Consider the following 18,155-nt stretch of genomic DNA (forward strand, 5'->3'; position numbering starts at 1 on the left):
TATATGAAAGATAAGATTTTTGGCGTGCTGCAGCGTGTCGGCCGTTCGTTCATGCTGCCGATCGCGATCCTGCCGGTAGCCGGCCTGTTCCTGGGCGTAGGCGGGTCGTTTACCAATGAAACCATGCTGGAAACCTATGGCCTGATGGGGCTGATGGGGCCTGGCACGTTCATCAACGCGATTTTGCAGGTACTCAACGCAGCCGGTTCGGTCGTGTTCGATAACCTGCCGTTGATCTTTGCCATTGGCGTCGCCATCGGCATGGCCAAGCAGGAGAAGGAGGTCTCCGCCCTGTCGGCGGTCATCGCGTTCTTCGTTATGCACGCGACCATCGGTGCGATGATTGGTGACTTCGGCGCGCCCGACCTGTCCGGCGCGACCGCGAGCGTGCTGGGCATCAATTCGCTGCAAATGGGTGTGTTCGGCGGTATTATCGTCGGCTTGGGTACGGCGGCGCTGCACAACCGCTTTTACAAGATTCAGCTTCCGCAGGTGCTCAGCTTTTTCAGCGGCACGCGCTTCGTGCCGATTATCTCAGCGGCGGTCTACCTGGTGGTGGGCATCGCAATGTATTATATCTGGCCGGTGATTCAGAGCGGCATCAACGCGCTCGGCGGCTTTGTCCTCGCGTCCGGCTATGGCGGCACCTGGCTGTACGGCTTTATTGAGCGCGCGCTCATCCCGTTCGGTCTGCACCATGTGTTCTATATTCCGTTCTGGCAGACCGCGCTCGGAGGCACGGCCATGGTGGGCGGCGCGCTGGTGGAGGGCGCGCAGAACATCTTCTTCGCCGAGCTGGCCACTCCGGACATCAAGCATTTCTCGGTCGAGGCGACCCGCTTTATGGCCGGTAAGTTCCCGCTGATGATCTTCGGCTTGCCGGGCGCGGCGCTCGCGCTGTATCGCTGCGCCAAGCCGGAAAACCGCAAGGCGGTCGGCGGCCTGCTGCTCTCCGCGGCGCTGACCTCCATGCTCACCGGTATCACCGAGCCGCTCGAGTTCACCTTCCTGTTCGTCGCGCCGGTGATGTATGTGGTACACTGTGTGTTTGCGGGCGCGTCTTATATGATTATGCACATCCTGAACGTCGGTGTAGGCCTGACTTTCTCGGGCGGACTGATCGACCTGACGCTGTTCGGCGTGATGCAGGGTAACGCCAAAACGAGCTGGCTGTGGATTCCAGTGGTGGGTGTTATCTACTTCATCGTCTACTACCTGGTGTTCTCGTTCATGATTAAGAAATTCGACTATAAGACCCCGGGCCGCGACGACAGCGAAATCAAGCTGTACACCCGCAAGGATGTCAACGCCCGCAAGGAGGGCGAGGCGGCTGCGCAAGGCGGCCGCGAGGATTCGCTCTCGCGCCAGATCATGGTGGGTCTGGGCGGCAAGGCTAACATTTCGGATGTGGACTGCTGTATCACCCGCCTGCGCTGCACGGTACAGGATGCGTCCAAGGTCGACCAGCAGCTTCTGAAGGAAACCGGCGCTTCGGGCGTCATCTGCAAGGGCCAGGGCGTACAGGTGGTCTACGGCCCGCGCGTATCCAACATCAAGTCCGATCTGGAAGCCTTCCTGGCCTCTCCGGTGAGCGACCAGGCCGCGCCGGAGCCCGCAGCACCTTCAGCGGCTCCAGAAACGGCTTCTTCCGATCCTGCGGCCGGTCAACCCATCGTTATCGCGTCCCCGCTCGCGGGCAAGGTGATCCCGCTCGAGGACGTCGCGGACGGTGTGTTCTCCGAAAAGATGGTGGGCGACGGCTTCGCGGTCGAACCGTCGGGCAACCAGGTTTACGCGCCGGCCGACTGCGAGGTGGCGACCGTGTTTGGCACCAAGCACGCCATCGGTCTGGTGATGACGGAGGGCTGCGAGCTGCTTATCCATCTGGGCATCGACACCGTGCAGCTGGGTGGCGCGCCCTTTACCATCCAAGTCAAGGAGGGCGACACGCTCAAGAAAGGCGACCTGATTGGCAGCTTCGACGAAAAGGCCATCCTGGACGCGGGCTATCGCACGGTAACGCCGGTAGTGGTCACGAATTCGGATCAATACTCGTCGTTTGAGCTGTGCAAAACCGGCGCGGTAAAGCCCGGGGAGAACGTGCTCACGGTGAAATAACAGCGGAAAAATAAGAGCAGAGGTGGCATGCCGGAACGGGCGCCGCCTCTGCTGTTTTTTCGTTACGATGGGGAAGGAGACAGCGCCGGTATCCTCCAGACAAAAAAGAAAGACCTGATTTCAAATGAAATCAGGTCTTTTATGGTTGCGGGGGCTGGACTTGAACCAACGACCTCCGGGTTATGAGCGATGAAGCAAAGGCGCAGAAAGAAGAAAAACACTATATATAGATTTCTGTAATGCAGAATAATCTATATAGTGTGTTTTCGAGCGGCAGCGATTTGTTCTTTTTTGAGGGGGAAGAACAAAAGAAGAACAGACATTTAAAACGGAACATCGCTATCGTCGAAGTTGCTGGGCAGTTCGAAAGCAGTATCTTCTATCGAAATAAAGGGGTGCTGATTATCTTTTTCATATTGTTGTATCGCGTTTTGTGAAATAAATTTGAGAGTGTCTTTAGAAGTGAACATGAAATCAAGATCAATAAACAGTTGCTTGCTACCCAAACAAAACATATTGCTGTTCTCAAGTGATTCCTCAAATCCAAAAACAAATTCTAATAAATCGAGCAGTTCATTTTTCGTTTTAAAGAATATTACGGAGTTGTTGTTGAATTGTGTGGGTTCACGATTAAGATTTAGTAAAATATTCGAGATGTGGATAAGTATTGGATTTACTGACAATCTTGTAGTTTCAATATTATAATAAAGTGAATTAGAGGTATTCAGAAGAGTGTCGGAACAGGAGTTGATCGTGCTAATGACTTCCCTTAATTCGTCTGTAAGGGATTTAATGGTCATTAGCCCCTCGCTTTGTCGTTGCTGCTCCTTATTGTAAAGAAATGTTTGGAATAATCCTGCCCATTGTATTCGCAAGCATTCTACTATGTTGGAAGCAGTTAAAAAATCATTGATAATTATATTTCGGCTGCTTTTAATTTGTTCGATGAATTCAAAAATACGAACATCATCAACAAATGCGGGGGAGAATCCGTCTAAATTTTTATTAGAGCAGTATGTGGCATACTCTGTATATACATTTCGCTCAATAAAAATATATATTTGCTTGTTTAAAGTTATAGCGTGTTTCATTTCGTTCATAGTGATTGAGTTACCACTTTGATCGGACGATTCAGCACCGTATCTACCACCGACTACACCAACAATGATTTCGCATTGGGATAGTTCATTATAGCAATCATTTTCTAAGGTGCTTGTGACATTATATGTGACACCGTGTCGTTCGCTTAAAATAGGCGTATAGCCGTATGATAAAATGAAGCTTTCTATATCTTGTCGGACTTGCTTGAGATCGTAGCATGTAGAGCTTACAAAAACCTTAGGTGCAGACATAGCGCTATCCCCTTTATTTATGTAAATAAATTCTATATTCTCAAATATAGTATAATAAATTGCGTGGAGCTTGTAAACGGCTTCTTTGGATGGGTCAATAGAGTATACCCTATTGATACACTTAAAAAGCCCTCAAAAGCGTCTCACACGGATTTTAAAATGATTTATGAAACGTATTAAAAATAATATATACCCTATTGACACAAAAGCATATATAGTGTATACTTAAAGCATGGAAAAGGCATATAGACAGCACACGTCAGAGAGAGGGCGCAGACCATGACTTTTGAATATACGCGCGTCAGCACAAATGACCAAAACCCCGAACGGCAACATATTGCAATCGCGGAATATGCTGCGGCAAACGGTATTGTAATAGATCGCGCCTATGAAGATAAGGCGAGCGGGCGGGACTTCCAGCGGCCACAATATCAGGCCATGAAAGCGACGCTTCGCGCTGGTGATGTTGTCATTATCAAAGAACTTGACCGCATGGGGCGCAACATGGAGCAAATCAAGCGGGAGTGGCAGGAATTGCAGCAGATCGGGGCAAGTATTATCGTAACCGATACCCCGCTGCTGAATACAGCCAATAAGACCGACCTTGAAAAGCAGCTTATTACCAATATCGTTTTTGAACTGCTGGCCTATATGGCCGAAAAGGAGCGGCAGAAGATACACGCGCGGCAGGCCGAGGGGATCGCCATTGCCAAGGAACAGGGCAAGTATAAAGGGCGCAAGCCGATTGTGCGGGCAGACTTCCCGAAAGTATATCAGGCATGGAAAGCAGGCGAAATAACGGCTGTGGCCGCTGTGGAGCAGTTACAGCTTAGCAAGGCCACCTTTTACCGAAAAGTGCGGGAATACGAAAGGAGCGCGGGCGTATGAGCGAAAAGGACTTTTTGACCGTAGCTGACGTTGCGCGGGAATTGGGATTGACCGCCCGAACCGTGCGGCGGCTGTTCAGCACTGGCAAGCTGCGAGGGAAGAAGATCGCGGGCAAGTATATTATCACGCGTGACGCTTTGAAGCGGTATATTGATGCGGCATAATACCAACAATCCCCCGCACGGCTGCGCATGCGAGGGATTGTTGACTTTCGCGCGTTTTTCTGCGAAAGTAATGGATGCATGGCCGCGTGTGCGAGGGATTGACAAACCCGCTTGCGGGCGGTATACTAAACATAGAAAAGGGTGCTGCCGGTAGACGGTTAGCCCCGAATATTGGGTTGGAAGTAACCGCAACATTGGGAGTGAGGCGGTTACTTCTGTTTATTGCTTAAAATACGCTCGATAAGTACAAGTATCACTACAAGCATTATGAGATATTCCATAGCAGCGCCCCCTTTCAGGGGCAAGACTTAACCGCCTACCGCTGGCGCGGCAGCACCGTACCCGTAGTATAGCAGAAAAACGTCGAAACTGCAAGCAAAGCCCCTGCACGTTGTGCGGGGGCTTTTGCTGTTCCCGCACGGCTGCGCGTGCGGGATTCCCTATATTCAAGCGGGTATGCAATGGAAAAGGCATACAGCCGCCATGAAAGGGCGTATCAGGAAACACCCGCTTGTGCGGATGCGGCGGCAAAGATGGTTTGCCCGTCGATATTGACGAGGATTTCCCGCTTGCAGCCGCGACACCACGCGGGAAAATCGCGGCATTGCGTGTGACGTATCACTTTGAATAGTTTTCTTCCGCAGATCGGGCAGTAAAACCATGTGCTGCCGTCCGCTGTGCTTTTGATTTTCATGGTTATGCCCCTTGTTCTCTGATGCTTACGCTTATATCGCCGTCATGCCCGCAGACAGGGCAGATAAAGCCGATGCGTTTACAAATGCTGTCTGCATATAGATAGAATAGCGTCACACCGCAGACAGGGCAAGGGATTGCTGCGCGTGTGGGTCGGTGTTTGGGTTTTATGATGCGTTTTCGTTTCATTGTAGCGTACTCCTTATGTGGGGCATTTCGGAAAAGCCGGAAATGCATTTCGGGAATTGGCATGAGTAATAGCACGCTTGCCCTATAGAAGAAAATTTCCATAGGTAGGCGCTTCACCGTCTGGTGAAATGGTGTCCCCCAAATGGGGACAGGGTGAAGCGGCAGGCGAGCGGGCGTGTATTCAAATGGAACACCGTGCGGCGGGCTTATCCGGCAGCACAAAGCGCGCGGGAAGATGTGTACATTTTTTTCGCCCGCTTGCCCTCGATGCCGTGCGCCTGCACTGTCATCAACTCCGCGATGTATTGCGCGCCTATATCGGCCAAGCGTTCAGCATGGGGATTGTCGCCGTGCAGCCAGAAGCAGGAAAATGCCACCTGCACTTCTTCGTCGGGTGCATCGGTGAGCAAATAGACCTTGGTCGCGTCCGGCGTGCGCATATCGAAAGCATAGATATAGCGCAGGGGTAAAGGCTGCGCGTGCATGGCGAGCTGCCCGCGCAGAGGGCGTATAAACGCCTGCTTCCAGTGCCAGTGCAGCAGATCGGCAGACAGGTTAAATCGGTGCAGGTCGAGCGGGAGGGTGTATAAACGGCTGTCAGGGGAAAAGCTGGCGGCGATTTTGGCCGCAAGATGCTTCCGCGACTGGTAGGTGTTCCAGCGGTGTTCGGTAGCTATGACGGCTGCGCTTTTGGTTTTCATGGTGTCACCTCGTAAATTTTCTTGGCATAGGGAAAAAATCTTGCGTGCATGGGGCTGTGCGGTCTTACACCCGATGCCCCGAAACTTTTTCAGGGCGGGGGGAGGAGCATAACGGGCGCAGGCATAGCGCACAGGCGGGCAGGCGGGCGCTTGCACCCAAGCGTTTGTTTTTTTGTCGCGGTTTCCAAGGGGAGAAAAGCGGCGTTTATAGCGGCTTTTGCAGGGTTTGCAGGGCGATATAAAGCGGCGGTCAGGGGAGCCGAACGGGCGGCGTAACGTGCGCTTGCATGAACCACACCCCGCTTGCGAAAGTGCCGCAGTAAAATTCCTGTCTGGGGTGCGGTCTTGGGGCAGGCGGACAGTTGCGGCGAATGGGGGGAGTGCTCTGCACACACTGCACGCGGTCGCGCGCGTTGGCTCTCCTGTTCTGTTTCCAGAATACCCGACCGCCCGGCAGATTACAAGGCGCGCGGGGTATTTTCTCTATGCGCCACTCTACAGTTATACATGGCTTCAAGCCTGAAAGGTTTTGCTATTGAGTTGTACAGGTTTCCGAGCGGGTGCGGCTTACCGCCGCACGTGCGGGCGCATAGGCGCGTCAATTTCGTACAGTGTCGGCGGTATGGGCAAGCTGGCCTTGGTGCGGCGCGGACGCGTCTGGCGCGGCTGTGGCCGCGCTATGCGGTATTTGATATAGGAGTACCCCGCAAACTCGTTTTGCCGTTCGTCCCGCTCGATTACATAGCAGCCAGCGGGCGCGGTCAAGGTTTCGTCGCCGTCCACCCAGCTTGTTTCAACCGTTGGCTTTTGCAGGCCGCGCGAGGGTGTCCAGCTTTGCGCGCCGTTGGGCTTGCCCTCGGCGGCTTCTTTGGTGAGATAGCGAGCCAGCCCGTAATAATCGCGGTCTGCAATGCGTTCCAAGTCTATCTGATCGCCCCACACCCAAAGGCTGCGTATCAGGTCATAGTCACCCGCTGTGGCGTTGATTACAAGGTGATGATGGAAACGCTTGTCACCGTGCAAGCCCTCTGTGGCGTACACATATTTCAGCGGTAGGCTGCGCGCCTTGCGGTAGGCGCGCAGCTGCGCAAGGAATTTGCGTAGACGCTTTAATGCTTCCTTGCGTGTAGCGGGCAGATCGTTGGGACGGTAGGTAAGTATCAGGTGAAAATCGCTTGGTGCAAAGCTGGCAGCAAGCAGCATTTCAAGGCGGCGGCAGGCGGCTTTCAGGTTAAGAGCCTTGCGCGCGGCGGTGGTTGCGCGGGATTTCGCGGCGCGGACGTGTTCGGGGTCGTTCGGCGCGGGCGGCGTGCAGATCGTCGCCCAAACAAGGTTGCCCGCTCGGACAACGCGTTTTCTTTTCTTCATTCGTTACACTCCATAAAAGATATATTTCGCTGTATCGCATTGCACACACGCTATGTGCAATGCCCCTTAAACGGCGATGTGCGGGGCAAACGCCCCGCACATCGTGCAGATATGTATTTGTTATGCCGCGCTGGTTGGTTCAGTGGCGCGCTTTGGGTCTATTGCATTTTGCGCTTCGCTCAAAGCGTTCAGTGCGTCGGCGGTCTTTTCTACTACAATGCCGCTGGCAACACCCATTTTTCTTATAAACTCATCGCCTTTGCGCGCGTCTAAATTGTCGCCATGCCACAAGGGCGTAAATTCATATAAGATTGTTTGCGCAACATACTTTGCTTCCAACAGGTAGCGCAGGCAATCGCCTAATGCGTTATCAGCGTCAAAGATCGTCTTATAATGCATATCATCACGGCGCGCTGCACCGTCCAGCAGCCCCATTTGATAGGCTTTCAGCACCTTATCGCGCAGGAGCTGCGCCAATTCTACGCAGGCCGCAGGCTCGGCGGCTTTCCATGCTGCGGGCATGGTTTCGGTGGAGAACCAAGCGCGGATTGTGGCTTCGTGTGTTTCGGTGTGCATTTGTTATCGTCCTTTCCGTTTGACAAGGGCGAGCGGGTGCGGTATACTATATATAAACAAGCCCGCTCGCGGGTGTATATGTTATCTGACCTTTTCAGTGCCGTCCAAAGCTGCTGAAAAGGTCTTTTTCATTCGTCAATGCGGCGCAGCTTGCCATATTCGGGCGCAGGCTGCGCCGCTTCGCCGTTCTGGTAAGAGTCGCTTGCCAAGTAGGCAATGAGCAAATCAAGGTTAATCAGGGTGTGCCGCCCTGCGTGTACACTGGGGATTGCGCCCGACTTCACAAGCACGCGAAGCTGATTTTGCGTCAGGGCGGTGTTAGGGTCTTCGGCCTTGATTTCCTCAATGGCCTTTGCAAGGGTGCGCATACGGGGCAGGGTTTGCTTGGTCTGCTGTTCGTTCATGGGGTTTCCTCCTTAATCGTCGTAGAAGATTTCCTGCACGGTCTTGCCAAAATAAGCGGCAATGCGCTTTTTTACGTTGTCGCGGGGCGTGCGCTCGCCGCGTTCGTACTTTCCCAATGAGGAACAACTTACATTAAGTTTTTTTGCCAATTCCTCTTGTGTCATTGAACCGCGCAATTCAGCTAATTTCATTGTATCACCTCTTTGTATCTAAAATGGACACTTGATGATAATACAATACAATATTTTGTGTGTGTCCACAATAGACACATCATACAAAATTCTTGTGTCTGTTTTATACACCTTTTGTGGCGTTGCTTGTTGACTTACACTCGAAGTGCAGATACAATTATAAAAAGGCGGTGGGATTATGAAATCATTTCATGAAAGATTACGCGCTGCGCGCATTGAGCAAGGTTTTACACAGGAGGAGCTTGCGAAAGCTATCGGGGTGACAAAAAGCACTATGGCGAAATATGATCGCGGAGACCTTGAGCCAAATATCAGTAATATTATGAAATTATCTCAGGTGTTGTGTGTATCAGTAGATTATTTACTGTTTGGAGAAGACCCGCTTGAAAACGAGTTGCGCGCATGCGTTGAAATGCTTGAATATAAGATGATAGGCAAAGTTGATAATGCAGTAGATCGCATTGAAATAAAAAGTAGTGCGCTTCAAAACTTTTTTGCTGAAATTTTTGATGCGTATGAAATATGGTCTTCTCGGGACGATCAATATACAGATGCAATATTTGAGTATGATGCAAAAATAGACTCAATAATTGAGAAAACAGTCGATGATATTAAAAAAGAGCGCGTTATTAAGTCAAAAGTGACCGTGGAGAAGATGAGGGCTGAACTGGCTAATAGAGCTAAACTAATCAGCGAAAAAGAGAACGATTAACACTGTCAAAATTGACCGTGTTTATAATTCAAGCCTAACGGTATTCAATTTGAACACACACCCGCTCGAAAGGAGGTGCACCACATGGCAACCGTAACCCGACGCGGCAAGTCGTATTCTATCCGCGTTTCCTGCGGCTATGACATGACCGGCAGGCAGATTATTAGGAAGCCCCAGCCGGACATGACCGACGCACAGGCCGAAAAAGAAGCCCAGCGGCAGGCCGTGCTTTTCGAGGAAAAATGCCGCACGGGGCAAGTGCTGCAAGGCAATGTGCGCTTTGCGGATTTCGCGGAAATATGGCTGCGGGACTATGCCGCAAAGCAGGTGCGCCCCACTACGTTTGACCGCTATAAAGCCATGCTGCCGCGTATCAATGCAGCCATCGGGCATATTCGGCTTGACCGCTTGCAGCCGCACCACCTGATGCAGTTTTATTCCAATCTGGAAGAAGCGGGGATAAGGGAGGACGGAAAACAGCATTTCAAGGGCGATTTGTGGCAAATGCTGCGCGCCCGCTCGATCACGAAAACCGCATTTGCCGAGCAAACGGGTGTGTCGCTCGCGGTGCTTGCCAGCATCACGCAGGGCAAGAATGTATCAGCCGAAAGCGCGAGGCGCATTTCTGACGCGTTGGGCGAGCCTGTAAGCGCGCTGTTTGAGCCGGTGGGGAATGACAAGGGCTTGTCGGCAAAGACCATTCTGCATCATCACAGGCTTATTTCTGTTATCCTGCAAACGGCGGTCGAATGGCAAGTGCTGTTTTCCAATCCCTGCGACCGCGTCAAGCCGCCGCGCGTGGAGCATAAGGAAGCGCGGTATTTGGATGAGGAACAGGCAGCCCGCTTGATGGAAGCACTTGAAAGTGCAGATATACAGAACCGCACCATGATAAAGCTGCTGCTCTATACGGGTATGCGGCGCGGCGAGTTGTGCGGCCTGACATGGGAAGATATTGACTTTGAAAAGTTGGTTATCCATATTCGACGTTCGTCGCTGTATCTGGCTGATAAGGGCATCTTTGAGGACGAAACGAAAAACGCCACTTCGCGGCGCAGTATCAAAGTACCCGCCGACGCGATACAGGCTTTGCGCGGCTTCCGTGCATGGCAGCGGCAGCAGGCGTTGCAGCTTGGCGACCAGTGGCAGGCGAGCGGGCGCGTGTTCACCGCGTGGAATGGCGCGCTGATACACCCCGACACAATTTCGGGCTGGTTTGCGCGCTTCATCAGGGAAAATAACCTGCCTGATATTTCGCTGCACTCGCTGCGGCATACAAACGCTACTCTGCTGATCGCGGCAGGGACGAATTTGCAGACCGTTGCGGCGCGGCTCGGTCATGCCAGCGTGACAACGACGGGCAAAATTTACGCCCATGCGATACAGTCAGCCGATGCAGCGGCAGCGGAAACCCTGCAAGACCTGCTGCACCCGCTTGGCACAAAAGTAAAAAAATAAGGCCGATATACACCAATTACGGTTGTATATCGGCCTTTGGGTTTGCCTGCATAAAGAACAAACAAAGAACAGATACAGGGCGAGCGGGAGCAAAGAACAAGTGTAAACCTCGAAAAAGTAAAGAAAAAGCACTGATTCTTGTCGAATCAGTGCTTTTTAATGGTTGCGGGGGCTGGACTTGAACCAACGACCTCCGGGTTATGAGCCCGACGAGCTACCAACTGCTCTACCCCGCGATATAAGCCCCTTGCTTTAAGGAGCCTATTAACTATACCATGATTTGAAAGGGTTGTCAAGAGTGTGTAAAGAAAAAACGTCGACAATTTACGCGGGCGCATCCCGCTCCGGAAAATAGGGAAGCTCAAACCAGAAGGAAATGCCACCCTCCACGTTTTCCGCGCCGCAACTGCCGTGCAGCGTGTCCGCGATCGCGCGCACCAGGGACAGGCCGATGCCTGTGCCGCCGGCCTCGCGCGTGCGCGCGCGGTCGGTGCGGTAAAATTTTTCCCAGATCTTCGGCAGCTCATCCTCCGGCAGCCCGTCGCCCTCGTTGAATATGGCCAGCCGCATCCCATTTTCGGTATAGGCGGCGGTGATCTCGATGCGGCCGCCATCCGCCGTGTAACGGATCGCGTTGGACAGATAGTTCATAAGCACCTGCTCAAGCAGGTCGCCGTCCGTGCGGATGGTGACGTGCGTATCCGCATACCGGACGGCCAGGCCACGGCTTGCACACAAAACGGCGGTCTTTTCGACCGCGTTCCGACAGAGGGCGTATAGGTCGATATCCTCGTAATAGGTCTGCTCCGCGCCCAACTCGAGCTTGGAGAGGTTCAAAAGCTGCATGACCAGCTTGTTCATGCGGTCGGCCTCGTCCGCGATTGTGTCGCAGTAAAATTTCCGGTCCTCCGGATCGTCGGCCACGCCGGCGGTCAGACCCTCCGCATAGCCCTGTATCAGCGCGATCGGCGTTTTCAGCTCATGCGAAACATTGACGATAAATTCACGGCGCATGTTGTCCACGCGTTCTTTTTCCTTGATTTCCAGAGCAAGCTGGTCGTTGGACTCCTGCAGCTCGCGGATCGTCTGCTCCAGGTAAGCGGACAAGCGGTTGAGCGACTGGCCGAGCTGGCCGATCTCGTCGCGCTCGCCGCCCTGATACTGGGTGGAAAAATCCAGCTCGCTCATCCGGTCGGCCACGCCGGCCATGGCGATCAACGGGCGGGTGAACTGGCGGGAGATGAAAAAGCCGCAGACCAGACAGATCAGCAGCGCGCAGCCGCCCGCGATCAGAAGGAAAACCAGGTTAAGGGAGGAGTTCTGCTCGATATAGGCGTACGGCATATAGGCGAACAGGCAGTCGCCCGCATTACGGTCGAGTGCGCCGACCAGGCAGAGGTATTGGTCGTTATCCCAAAGGGAGACGTTCAAAAACTGGTAATTATGCTTGGTGATAAATTCGCGGTCCATGCTCTGCGCGATTGAGCTGAGGATGGCATAGCTGCGGTACTGCTGCTCCACCCGATTGAAATCGGGGAGATGGAACTGCAGCGGTCCGTCCTCCTCTGGTCGGGCCGCGTCCGGAGAAAACGCGGAGGAATACAGCACCGTCCCGTCTGCACGGACCACGGACAGGCGGATGGCAGAGCGACTTTCGTAGCTGTCCAGCACGGCCGCGATATCCTCCACGTTGCCGGTATAGCTGCCACGCATGCTTTGATAGGCGTCGCGCAGCTCCCCGCGGCGCGTCAGCATGTAATAATCCTCGTAAAAGAACAGGTTGAGCAGCAAAAGCACGCCGATAAAGACCAGCGCAACGGCGCTGATCGCGGCAAAAAACTTAAACCGGATCGAATGGCCCTTCATGTTGTATCCGTCATCCCTCAAAGCGGTAGCCGTAGCCGCGCACCGTCTCGATCATGGTGCCGCAGCCGCCCAGCTTGGCCCGCAGCTTTTTCACATGGGTGTCCACCGTTCGCAGGTCCCCGAAGTAATCATAGCCCCATACGGCGTTGAGGATGCTCTCGCGGGATAGCGCGATGGCACGGTTGTTCTTGAAATAAATCAGCAGCTCGTATTCCTTGGGCGTCAGGTCGACCGGAGCGCCGTCCACCAGCACCTCGCGGCGCAACTCGTTGACGGAAAGCGAGCCCAACTGCTCGACCGGCATGGCGGCGCGGCCCTCGCGTTTGAGCAGGGCTCGTACACGCGCGGCCAGAACGATGGGAGAGAACGGCTTGGTCACATAATCGTCCGCGCCCTCCTCCAGCCCGCGGACCTGGTCGGCGTCCTCCGCGCGCGCGGTCAGCATCATGACAGGCAGGTGCTTGTCTCCGCTTTCCTGTGCGCGCAGCGCGCGGAGCACCTCGAACCCGTCCATGCCGGGCATCATCACGTCCAGAATCGCCAAGTCAAGCCCAGACTGGCGGTTTTCGATCATCTGCAGGGCCTCACGGCCGTCCGCGGCCTCGAGGATGCTGTGGCCGTCCCTCTTGAGAAAATCGCTGACCAGGCGCCGGATGCGCGCCTCGTCGTCGGCAATCAATATCATTGACATCAGGCTTTCACCCCTTGTATCGGATAATACCAGTATACCGTGTCAGTTTGTCCGTTCTGTGAACAAAAAACAGGTTTTTACATATCCTGCTCCAATACATACCGGTACAGGGCGTTCTTTTTGACGCCGGTCTGCGCGGACACCGCTTTGATTGCGTCCTTCTGCGTCTGCCCGTCTGCCATCCGGAGGCGCACGGCCTCCGCCGCCGCAGTCAGTCGCGCCGGTTCGTCCGGCGCGGCATCCGGTTCGTCCGGCGCGCCCTCGATGGTCAGCACAAATTCGCCGCGCGGCGGATGTGCGTCGAAGTACTGAACGGCTTCGTCCAGCGTCATGCGGAGTGTTTCCTCGTGGAGCTTGGTCAGTTCACGGGACAGGGAAAGGCGGCGCGCCCCGCCGAAGGTGTCCGCAAGGTCGCGCAGGGTGGCGCACAGCTTGTGCGGCGCTTCGTAAAAGATCATGGTGCGTTTTTCGTTTCGCAGCGCGTCCAGGTGCGCGCGGCGCGCCTTTTTATTCACGGATAAAAAGCCCTCGAAACACCAGCGTCCGGTCGGCAGGCCGGAGGCCGCGAGCGCGCAGACCGCGGCGCAGCAGCCGGGGATGGGCACGACCGGTATGCCATGCGCCGCGCACAGTGCGACCAGATCCTCGCCGGGGTCGGAAACGGCGGGTGTACCCGCATCCGTGACCAGGGCGCAGCTTTCACCCGCGCGCAGCCTGGCCAGCACCTCCTCGCCGCGCGCGCGGCGGTTATGCTCATAATAGGAGATCAGGGGCTTCCTGGGCAGAGCGCAGGCGGTCAGCAGCTTTTGCGTCACACGCGTATCCTCTGCGGCGATGAAATCGACCGACGAAAGAATATCCCGCGCGCGGGGGGACAGGTCGCCCAGGTTGCCGATCGGCGTGGCGACCAGATACAGAATGGATTCACTCATTGTAATATTCCCTTAAAAAATTATTTTTTGTATATTTTGTTATATTCCTCGCTTTGGACAAGCAGCGGCGGTTCGACCGAAAGGCCTTCCGCGCTGCCGCCCTTGCGGCATTCGACCAGCACCGCGCTGGGGACGGCCTGCGCGGTCTGGTGTACGAAGCGGAGCCGTTTAGGGACGAGACGGACGCGGGCGAGCGCTTCCAGTAGCGTCCACATGCGCTCGGGACGGAACACGACCGCGGCCTTGCCGCCCGTATGCAGCACAAAGGAACAGGCCACGGCAAGGTCCTCCACCGTGCAGGTGCCATCCTGACGGGCGGCGCGGCGTTCCGGCGCGGGCGCGTTTTTGCCCGCGTTCCGGTCGAAATACGGGGGATTGCACACCACATAGTCCATACTGCCGTGGGGGAGGAGCGTGCGGATCTCGCGCAGGTCGCCCTGTAGAGCGGTGATGTCCACGCCGTTGTCGCGGATCGAGCGCCGGAACAGGGCGAGCGCGCCCTCCTGCAGCTCCAGGCCGGTCATACGCAGGTCGGGGCGGTAAAGCAGCAGGGCGAGCGTGCCCGTGCCGCAGCAGAGGTCGAGCACGCGCGCGTTCCGGCGCGGTCTGGCAAAGGAAGAAAGCAGTACGCTGTCCTGCCCAAGCTTGAAATATCGGTCGTCCTGATGCAGGAGCAGGCCGTTGGGAAGCCGTTCGGTTGTCTGCGCCATAATACCTCCTTATCCGGAAACAGAAAGAGCCGGTCCGTGACGGACCGGCCGCAGGTGCGTTTGGTTTATCTGCCGGCTTTCACGCCGTGTTGCCGCGCATGCTCCTTAAGCTTGGCAAAGGTTTCCGCGCTGATGACATGCTCAATGCGGCAGGCGTCCTCGGCCGCGGTTTCGGGCGAAACGCCGAGCATGGTCAGCAGCTCGGTCAGCACGGTATGGCGCTCATAGATCGTTTCCGCGATCGTGCGTCCGGCGTCGGTCAGGCACAGCAAGCCGTTCTGATCGATGGAAACATAGCCGTTGTCCCGCAGCAGGCCGACAGCGCGGCTGATGCTCGGCTTGGAAAAGCCGGTGTAGTGGGCAACGTCAATCGAGCGGACCGACCCTTTTTGGTGCTGCAGAATCAGGATTGCTTCCAGATAATTCTCAGCACTCTCCTGCACTTTCATCGTGCCTTGTCCTCCTTTTTCTCTTTTCCATGTTTTTTATTTTAGCATATCCGGCTGATTTTGGCAATATAGCGATGCTTGCAAGGCCGCGCAATTTTGGGTACAATGGGGAAGACGGAGGGATGCCCCATGAAAGTATTTTTATCCCCGGCGAAAAATATGCGCGCCGCAGCGGCGGCGCTGCCGGATATGACAGCGCCGCGCTATCTGCAGCAGGCGGAAGCGCTCGCCGCGGCCCTGCGTGCCAAGGCGCCGTTTGAGCTGGAGAGCATCCTGCAGACCAGTCCGGCGATCGCGCTGCGGGCGGCGGCGCTCTACCAGGACTGGACAGACGCGGGCGGCGTACCCGCGATTCTGGCGTATGATGGGCTGGCCTATAAATATCTGGAGGCGGAAACGCTCACGGCGGCAGAACTGCGGTTCGCGCAGGACAGCCTGCGGCTGTTTTCCGCGTTTTACGGTCCGCTGCGGCCGCTCGACGCAATCCGCCCCTACCGGCTTGAGCTGGCGCACCGGCTGGATGGGCGCAGCCTGTACGAGTTCTGGGGCCGTGCGTTTTACGACGATCTGTTCGGTGCGGGTGAAGCGGTGGTCAACCTCGCCTCAAATGAATACAGCAAGGCGGTGCGGCGCTATCTGCAGACAGGCGACCGGATGGTGACCTGCGAATTCCTGACCTACCGCAAGGGGAAGCTGCGCTGCCTGCCCACCATGGCGAAAATGGCGCGCGGCCGCATGACGCGGTATATCCTGCAAAACCGCATCGAGTCGCCCGAGCAGCTCACTTTGTTTGACTGGAACGATTTCCGGTATGAGCAAAGCCTGTCGGACAACCACACGCTGACCTTTATTGTCAGCGTGTGACAGGGAAGCGCCGCGGGAAGATGTCCTGAAGCGAGAAAGGCCCCACCTGTCCTTTGGAGGACGGGCGGGGCCTTGGTATGGCGTTAATGCGGGGGATTGTCCTGCGGCTGGGGCGGCACGGGCGCCTGCTCCGGCGGCTGGGGCGGGACAGGGGGCGCGGCCTCCTGCGGCGCGGCTTCTTCAGCGGGCAGGGGTCCCAGCTTGCGGTTGATCTCCTGCGTGTTGCGGCATAGCACGAGCAGCAGCAGCGCATACTCAAACGTGATGCGGGCAACCAGATTGCCGACCACGAACACGAAAAGCGCGGCAAAAAAATGCGAGAACAGCAGCATGACGCTGTATACGGCGATGGCGACTGCAACGATACAGTATAGGGCGCGGATCAGCTTTTCGGTGAAAAAGGTGCGGAACGTAAAAATATCATGCAGCTTGGCAGCCGACCCTTTATAGGTGTTGGGCTTGCGCACGAAAAGGAAATACAGCGCAAGCCCGCCCGCTACAATGACGAGCAGCGCCAGCACCGGCAGCACGAGGCTAAAAAACGGCGTATAGGAATAGGTTTGCGTATATAGGTAAGGGTAGCTGCTCATAGTTTCCTCCTGAAAAATATTGAAGCATTTGTGTATTTAGTGTAACATATGCGGGAAAGCGTTGCAAGTTAAATCGAAATGTTGTACGCTATAAGGGAGAAAACGATACGGAGAAACGACAATGAGGATTTTACACACTTCGCCCGCACAGGACGGATTTTTTATGCCTGCGGAGTTCGCGCCGCACGACGGCTGCCTGATGATCTGGCCGGAGCGCGGGGATTCCTGGCAGTATGGAGCCTATGCGGCGCGGCGCGCGTTTATTCAGGTGATGCGGACGATCGCGGAAAGCGAAAAGCTGACCGTTCTCTGCTCGGAGGGGCAGTATGACAATGCCCGCGCCCAGCTTCCGGATGCGGTGCGGCTGGTTGTGATGGAGACGGACGACGCCTGGGCACGCGACGTGGGGCCGACCTTTGTGATCGACGGCAGGGGCGGCCGCCGCGGCATCGACTGGGGCTTTAACGCCTGGGGCGGCGCGGTGGACGGGCTTTACCCAAGCTGGGAAAAGGACAACCGCGTGGCCCGCAAATTTTGTGACCTGCTGGAAAACGACTGCTATGACAAGCGGGATTTCATTTGCGAGGGTGGCTCGCTCCATGTGGACGGGGAGGGTACCGCGCTCGTCACCGAGGCCTGCCTGCTCTCCGCGGGGCGCAACCCGTCCCTGTCGCGGGAGGAGATCGAGCGCACGCTGTGCGCGTACCTCGGCGTTTCCAGGGTGATCTGGCTGCCGCGCGGCATCTACCATGACGAAACCAACGAGCATGTGGACAACGTATGCGCGTTCACAGCGCCCGGCGAGGTCGTGCTGGCGTGGACGGACGACGAAAGCGACCCGCAGTATGCGCTTTCCAGGGCGAGCCTGGACGCGCTTGAGGCGGCGGTGGACGCAAAGGGGCGCCGGCTTCGGGTGCATAAGCTGCCGCTGCCCGCGCCCGTGACCATCACGGCGGAGGAATGTGAGGGGCTCGACCTGTGCGAGGGCGAGCCGACGCGCACGCCGGGCGAGCGGCTGGCGGCAAGCTACGTTAATTTTTATATCGCCAACCGGACGGTCGTCATGCCCGCGTTTGACGACCCGATGGACGAGACGGCGAAAGAAATCCTGCAGGGCCTGTTTCCGACGCGCAGGGTGGTCGCCATCCCCGCGCGCGATATTCTGATTGGTGGCGGGAACATCCACTGCATCACGCAGCAGATCCCCCGCGCGTGAGCGCGGGAATCACCAACCGTAT

Annotated in this window: 20 protein-coding genes and 1 tRNA gene; 7 read left to right on the top strand and 14 right to left on the bottom strand. The window is 55.8% G+C overall.

Going from position 1 to position 18,155, the window contains the following annotated elements; translation table 11 throughout:
- Positions 1 to 3: 3 nt before the first annotated feature.
- Positions 4 to 2,118: a PTS transporter subunit IIABC gene (locus tag OCV66_RS09010; RefSeq protein WP_147574172.1), complete on the top strand. Its 2,115-nt coding sequence runs from the start codon at positions 4 to 6 to the stop codon at positions 2,116 to 2,118.
- Between the two features lie 323 nt (positions 2,119 to 2,441).
- On the opposite strand, the gene OCV66_RS09015 is transcribed toward OCV66_RS09010, so the two are convergent.
- Positions 2,442 to 3,470, bottom strand: a complete 1,029-nt coding sequence (locus tag OCV66_RS09015; RefSeq protein WP_054327536.1) for a DUF4062 domain-containing protein — start codon at positions 3,468 to 3,470, stop codon at positions 2,442 to 2,444.
- A gap of 279 nt (positions 3,471 to 3,749) precedes the next feature.
- Between OCV66_RS09015 and OCV66_RS09020 the strand changes: the two genes are divergently transcribed.
- Together OCV66_RS09020 and OCV66_RS09025 are read left to right on the top strand one after the other, a co-directional pair.
- Complete coding sequence (locus OCV66_RS09020) at positions 3,750 to 4,358, top strand: recombinase family protein (RefSeq protein ID WP_054327535.1); 609 nt, start codon at positions 3,750 to 3,752, stop codon at positions 4,356 to 4,358.
- Positions 4,355 to 4,522 (top strand): helix-turn-helix domain-containing protein, encoded by a 168-nt coding sequence (locus tag OCV66_RS09025; protein WP_082397180.1) that lies wholly within the window; start codon positions 4,355 to 4,357, stop codon positions 4,520 to 4,522. Before OCV66_RS09020 ends, OCV66_RS09025 begins: the two co-directional genes overlap by 4 nt.
- 496 nt (positions 4,523 to 5,018) lie before the next feature.
- Here OCV66_RS09025 and OCV66_RS09030 read toward each other — a convergent pair whose 3' ends face one another.
- From OCV66_RS09030 to OCV66_RS09055, 6 genes are all read right to left on the bottom strand, one after another.
- Positions 5,019 to 5,216 (bottom strand): cysteine-rich KTR domain-containing protein, encoded by a 198-nt coding sequence (locus OCV66_RS09030; protein ID WP_054327534.1) that lies wholly within the window; start codon positions 5,214 to 5,216, stop codon positions 5,019 to 5,021.
- A 394-nt stretch (positions 5,217 to 5,610) separates the two neighbouring features.
- Positions 5,611 to 6,105 (bottom strand): hypothetical protein, encoded by a 495-nt coding sequence (locus tag OCV66_RS09035; RefSeq protein WP_054327533.1) that lies wholly within the window; start codon positions 6,103 to 6,105, stop codon positions 5,611 to 5,613.
- Positions 6,106 to 6,672: 567 nt separating this feature from the next.
- Positions 6,673 to 7,473, bottom strand: a complete 801-nt coding sequence (locus tag OCV66_RS09040; protein ID WP_054327532.1) for a rolling circle replication-associated protein — start codon at positions 7,471 to 7,473, stop codon at positions 6,673 to 6,675.
- 120 nt (positions 7,474 to 7,593) lie between these two features.
- Entirely contained in the window at positions 7,594 to 8,049 is a 456-nt protein-coding gene (locus tag OCV66_RS09045; protein ID WP_054327531.1) for a hypothetical protein, read from the bottom strand.
- 128 nt (positions 8,050 to 8,177) lie between these two features.
- The gene (locus OCV66_RS09050; protein WP_054327530.1) at positions 8,178 to 8,453 is read right to left on the bottom strand and encodes a hypothetical protein; all 276 of its coding nucleotides are present in this window, start codon (positions 8,451 to 8,453) and stop codon (positions 8,178 to 8,180) included.
- Between the two features lie 12 nt (positions 8,454 to 8,465).
- Positions 8,466 to 8,645, bottom strand: a complete 180-nt coding sequence (locus OCV66_RS09055; RefSeq protein WP_147574173.1) for a helix-turn-helix transcriptional regulator — start codon at positions 8,643 to 8,645, stop codon at positions 8,466 to 8,468.
- Positions 8,646 to 8,823: 178 nt separating this feature from the next.
- Between OCV66_RS09055 and OCV66_RS09060 the strand changes: the two genes are divergently transcribed.
- Together OCV66_RS09060 and OCV66_RS09065 are read left to right on the top strand one after the other, a co-directional pair.
- On the top strand, positions 8,824 to 9,357 hold the full coding sequence (locus tag OCV66_RS09060) for a helix-turn-helix domain-containing protein (RefSeq protein ID WP_054327529.1): 534 nt from the start codon (positions 8,824 to 8,826) through the stop codon (positions 9,355 to 9,357).
- Positions 9,358 to 9,441: 84 nt separating this feature from the next.
- Complete coding sequence (locus OCV66_RS09065; RefSeq protein ID WP_147574174.1) at positions 9,442 to 10,815, top strand: tyrosine-type recombinase/integrase; 1,374 nt, start codon at positions 9,442 to 9,444, stop codon at positions 10,813 to 10,815.
- 160 nt (positions 10,816 to 10,975) lie between these two features.
- Here OCV66_RS09065 and OCV66_RS09070 read toward each other — a convergent pair.
- The 6 genes from OCV66_RS09070 to OCV66_RS09095 all read right to left on the bottom strand — a co-directional run bounded on the left by OCV66_RS09070 (position 10,976) and on the right by OCV66_RS09095 (position 15,463).
- Positions 10,976 to 11,051, bottom strand: a tRNA-Met gene (locus OCV66_RS09070).
- Between the two features lie 88 nt (positions 11,052 to 11,139).
- Positions 11,140 to 12,681, bottom strand: a complete 1,542-nt coding sequence (locus OCV66_RS09075) for a sensor histidine kinase (RefSeq protein ID WP_054327528.1) — start codon at positions 12,679 to 12,681, stop codon at positions 11,140 to 11,142.
- Between the two features lie 10 nt (positions 12,682 to 12,691).
- Positions 12,692 to 13,372: a response regulator transcription factor gene (locus tag OCV66_RS09080; RefSeq protein ID WP_054327527.1), complete on the bottom strand. Its 681-nt coding sequence runs from the start codon at positions 13,370 to 13,372 to the stop codon at positions 12,692 to 12,694.
- Between the two features lie 77 nt (positions 13,373 to 13,449).
- Positions 13,450 to 14,304 (bottom strand): 16S rRNA (cytidine(1402)-2'-O)-methyltransferase, encoded by an 855-nt coding sequence (gene rsmI / locus OCV66_RS09085; RefSeq protein ID WP_054327526.1) that lies wholly within the window; start codon positions 14,302 to 14,304, stop codon positions 13,450 to 13,452.
- 20 nt (positions 14,305 to 14,324) lie between these two features.
- A complete protein-coding gene (locus OCV66_RS09090; RefSeq protein WP_054327525.1) occupies positions 14,325 to 15,014 on the bottom strand; it encodes a tRNA1(Val) (adenine(37)-N6)-methyltransferase in 690 nt (229 codons plus the stop codon).
- A gap of 65 nt (positions 15,015 to 15,079) precedes the next feature.
- Complete coding sequence (locus OCV66_RS09095) at positions 15,080 to 15,463, bottom strand: metal-dependent transcriptional regulator (RefSeq protein WP_054327524.1); 384 nt, start codon at positions 15,461 to 15,463, stop codon at positions 15,080 to 15,082.
- Positions 15,464 to 15,592: 129 nt separating this feature from the next.
- Here OCV66_RS09095 and OCV66_RS09100 point away from each other — a divergent pair, with 129 nt between their 5' ends.
- Positions 15,593 to 16,327 (top strand): YaaA family protein, encoded by a 735-nt coding sequence (locus OCV66_RS09100; protein ID WP_054327523.1) that lies wholly within the window; start codon positions 15,593 to 15,595, stop codon positions 16,325 to 16,327.
- Positions 16,328 to 16,410: 83 nt separating this feature from the next.
- On the opposite strand, the gene OCV66_RS09105 is transcribed toward OCV66_RS09100, so the two are convergent.
- The gene (locus OCV66_RS09105; protein WP_147574176.1) at positions 16,411 to 16,917 is read right to left on the bottom strand and encodes a DUF4282 domain-containing protein; all 507 of its coding nucleotides are present in this window, start codon (positions 16,915 to 16,917) and stop codon (positions 16,411 to 16,413) included.
- A 121-nt stretch (positions 16,918 to 17,038) separates the two neighbouring features.
- Between OCV66_RS09105 and aguA the strand changes: the two genes are divergently transcribed.
- Entirely contained in the window at positions 17,039 to 18,133 is a 1,095-nt protein-coding gene (aguA, locus tag OCV66_RS09110) for an agmatine deiminase (protein WP_054327521.1), read from the top strand.
- Positions 18,134 to 18,155: the final 22 nt, after the last annotated feature.

The organism is Agathobaculum ammoniilyticum, assembly GCF_025567315.1.
Lineage (GTDB): Bacteria > Bacillota > Clostridia > Oscillospirales > Butyricicoccaceae > Agathobaculum > Agathobaculum ammoniilyticum.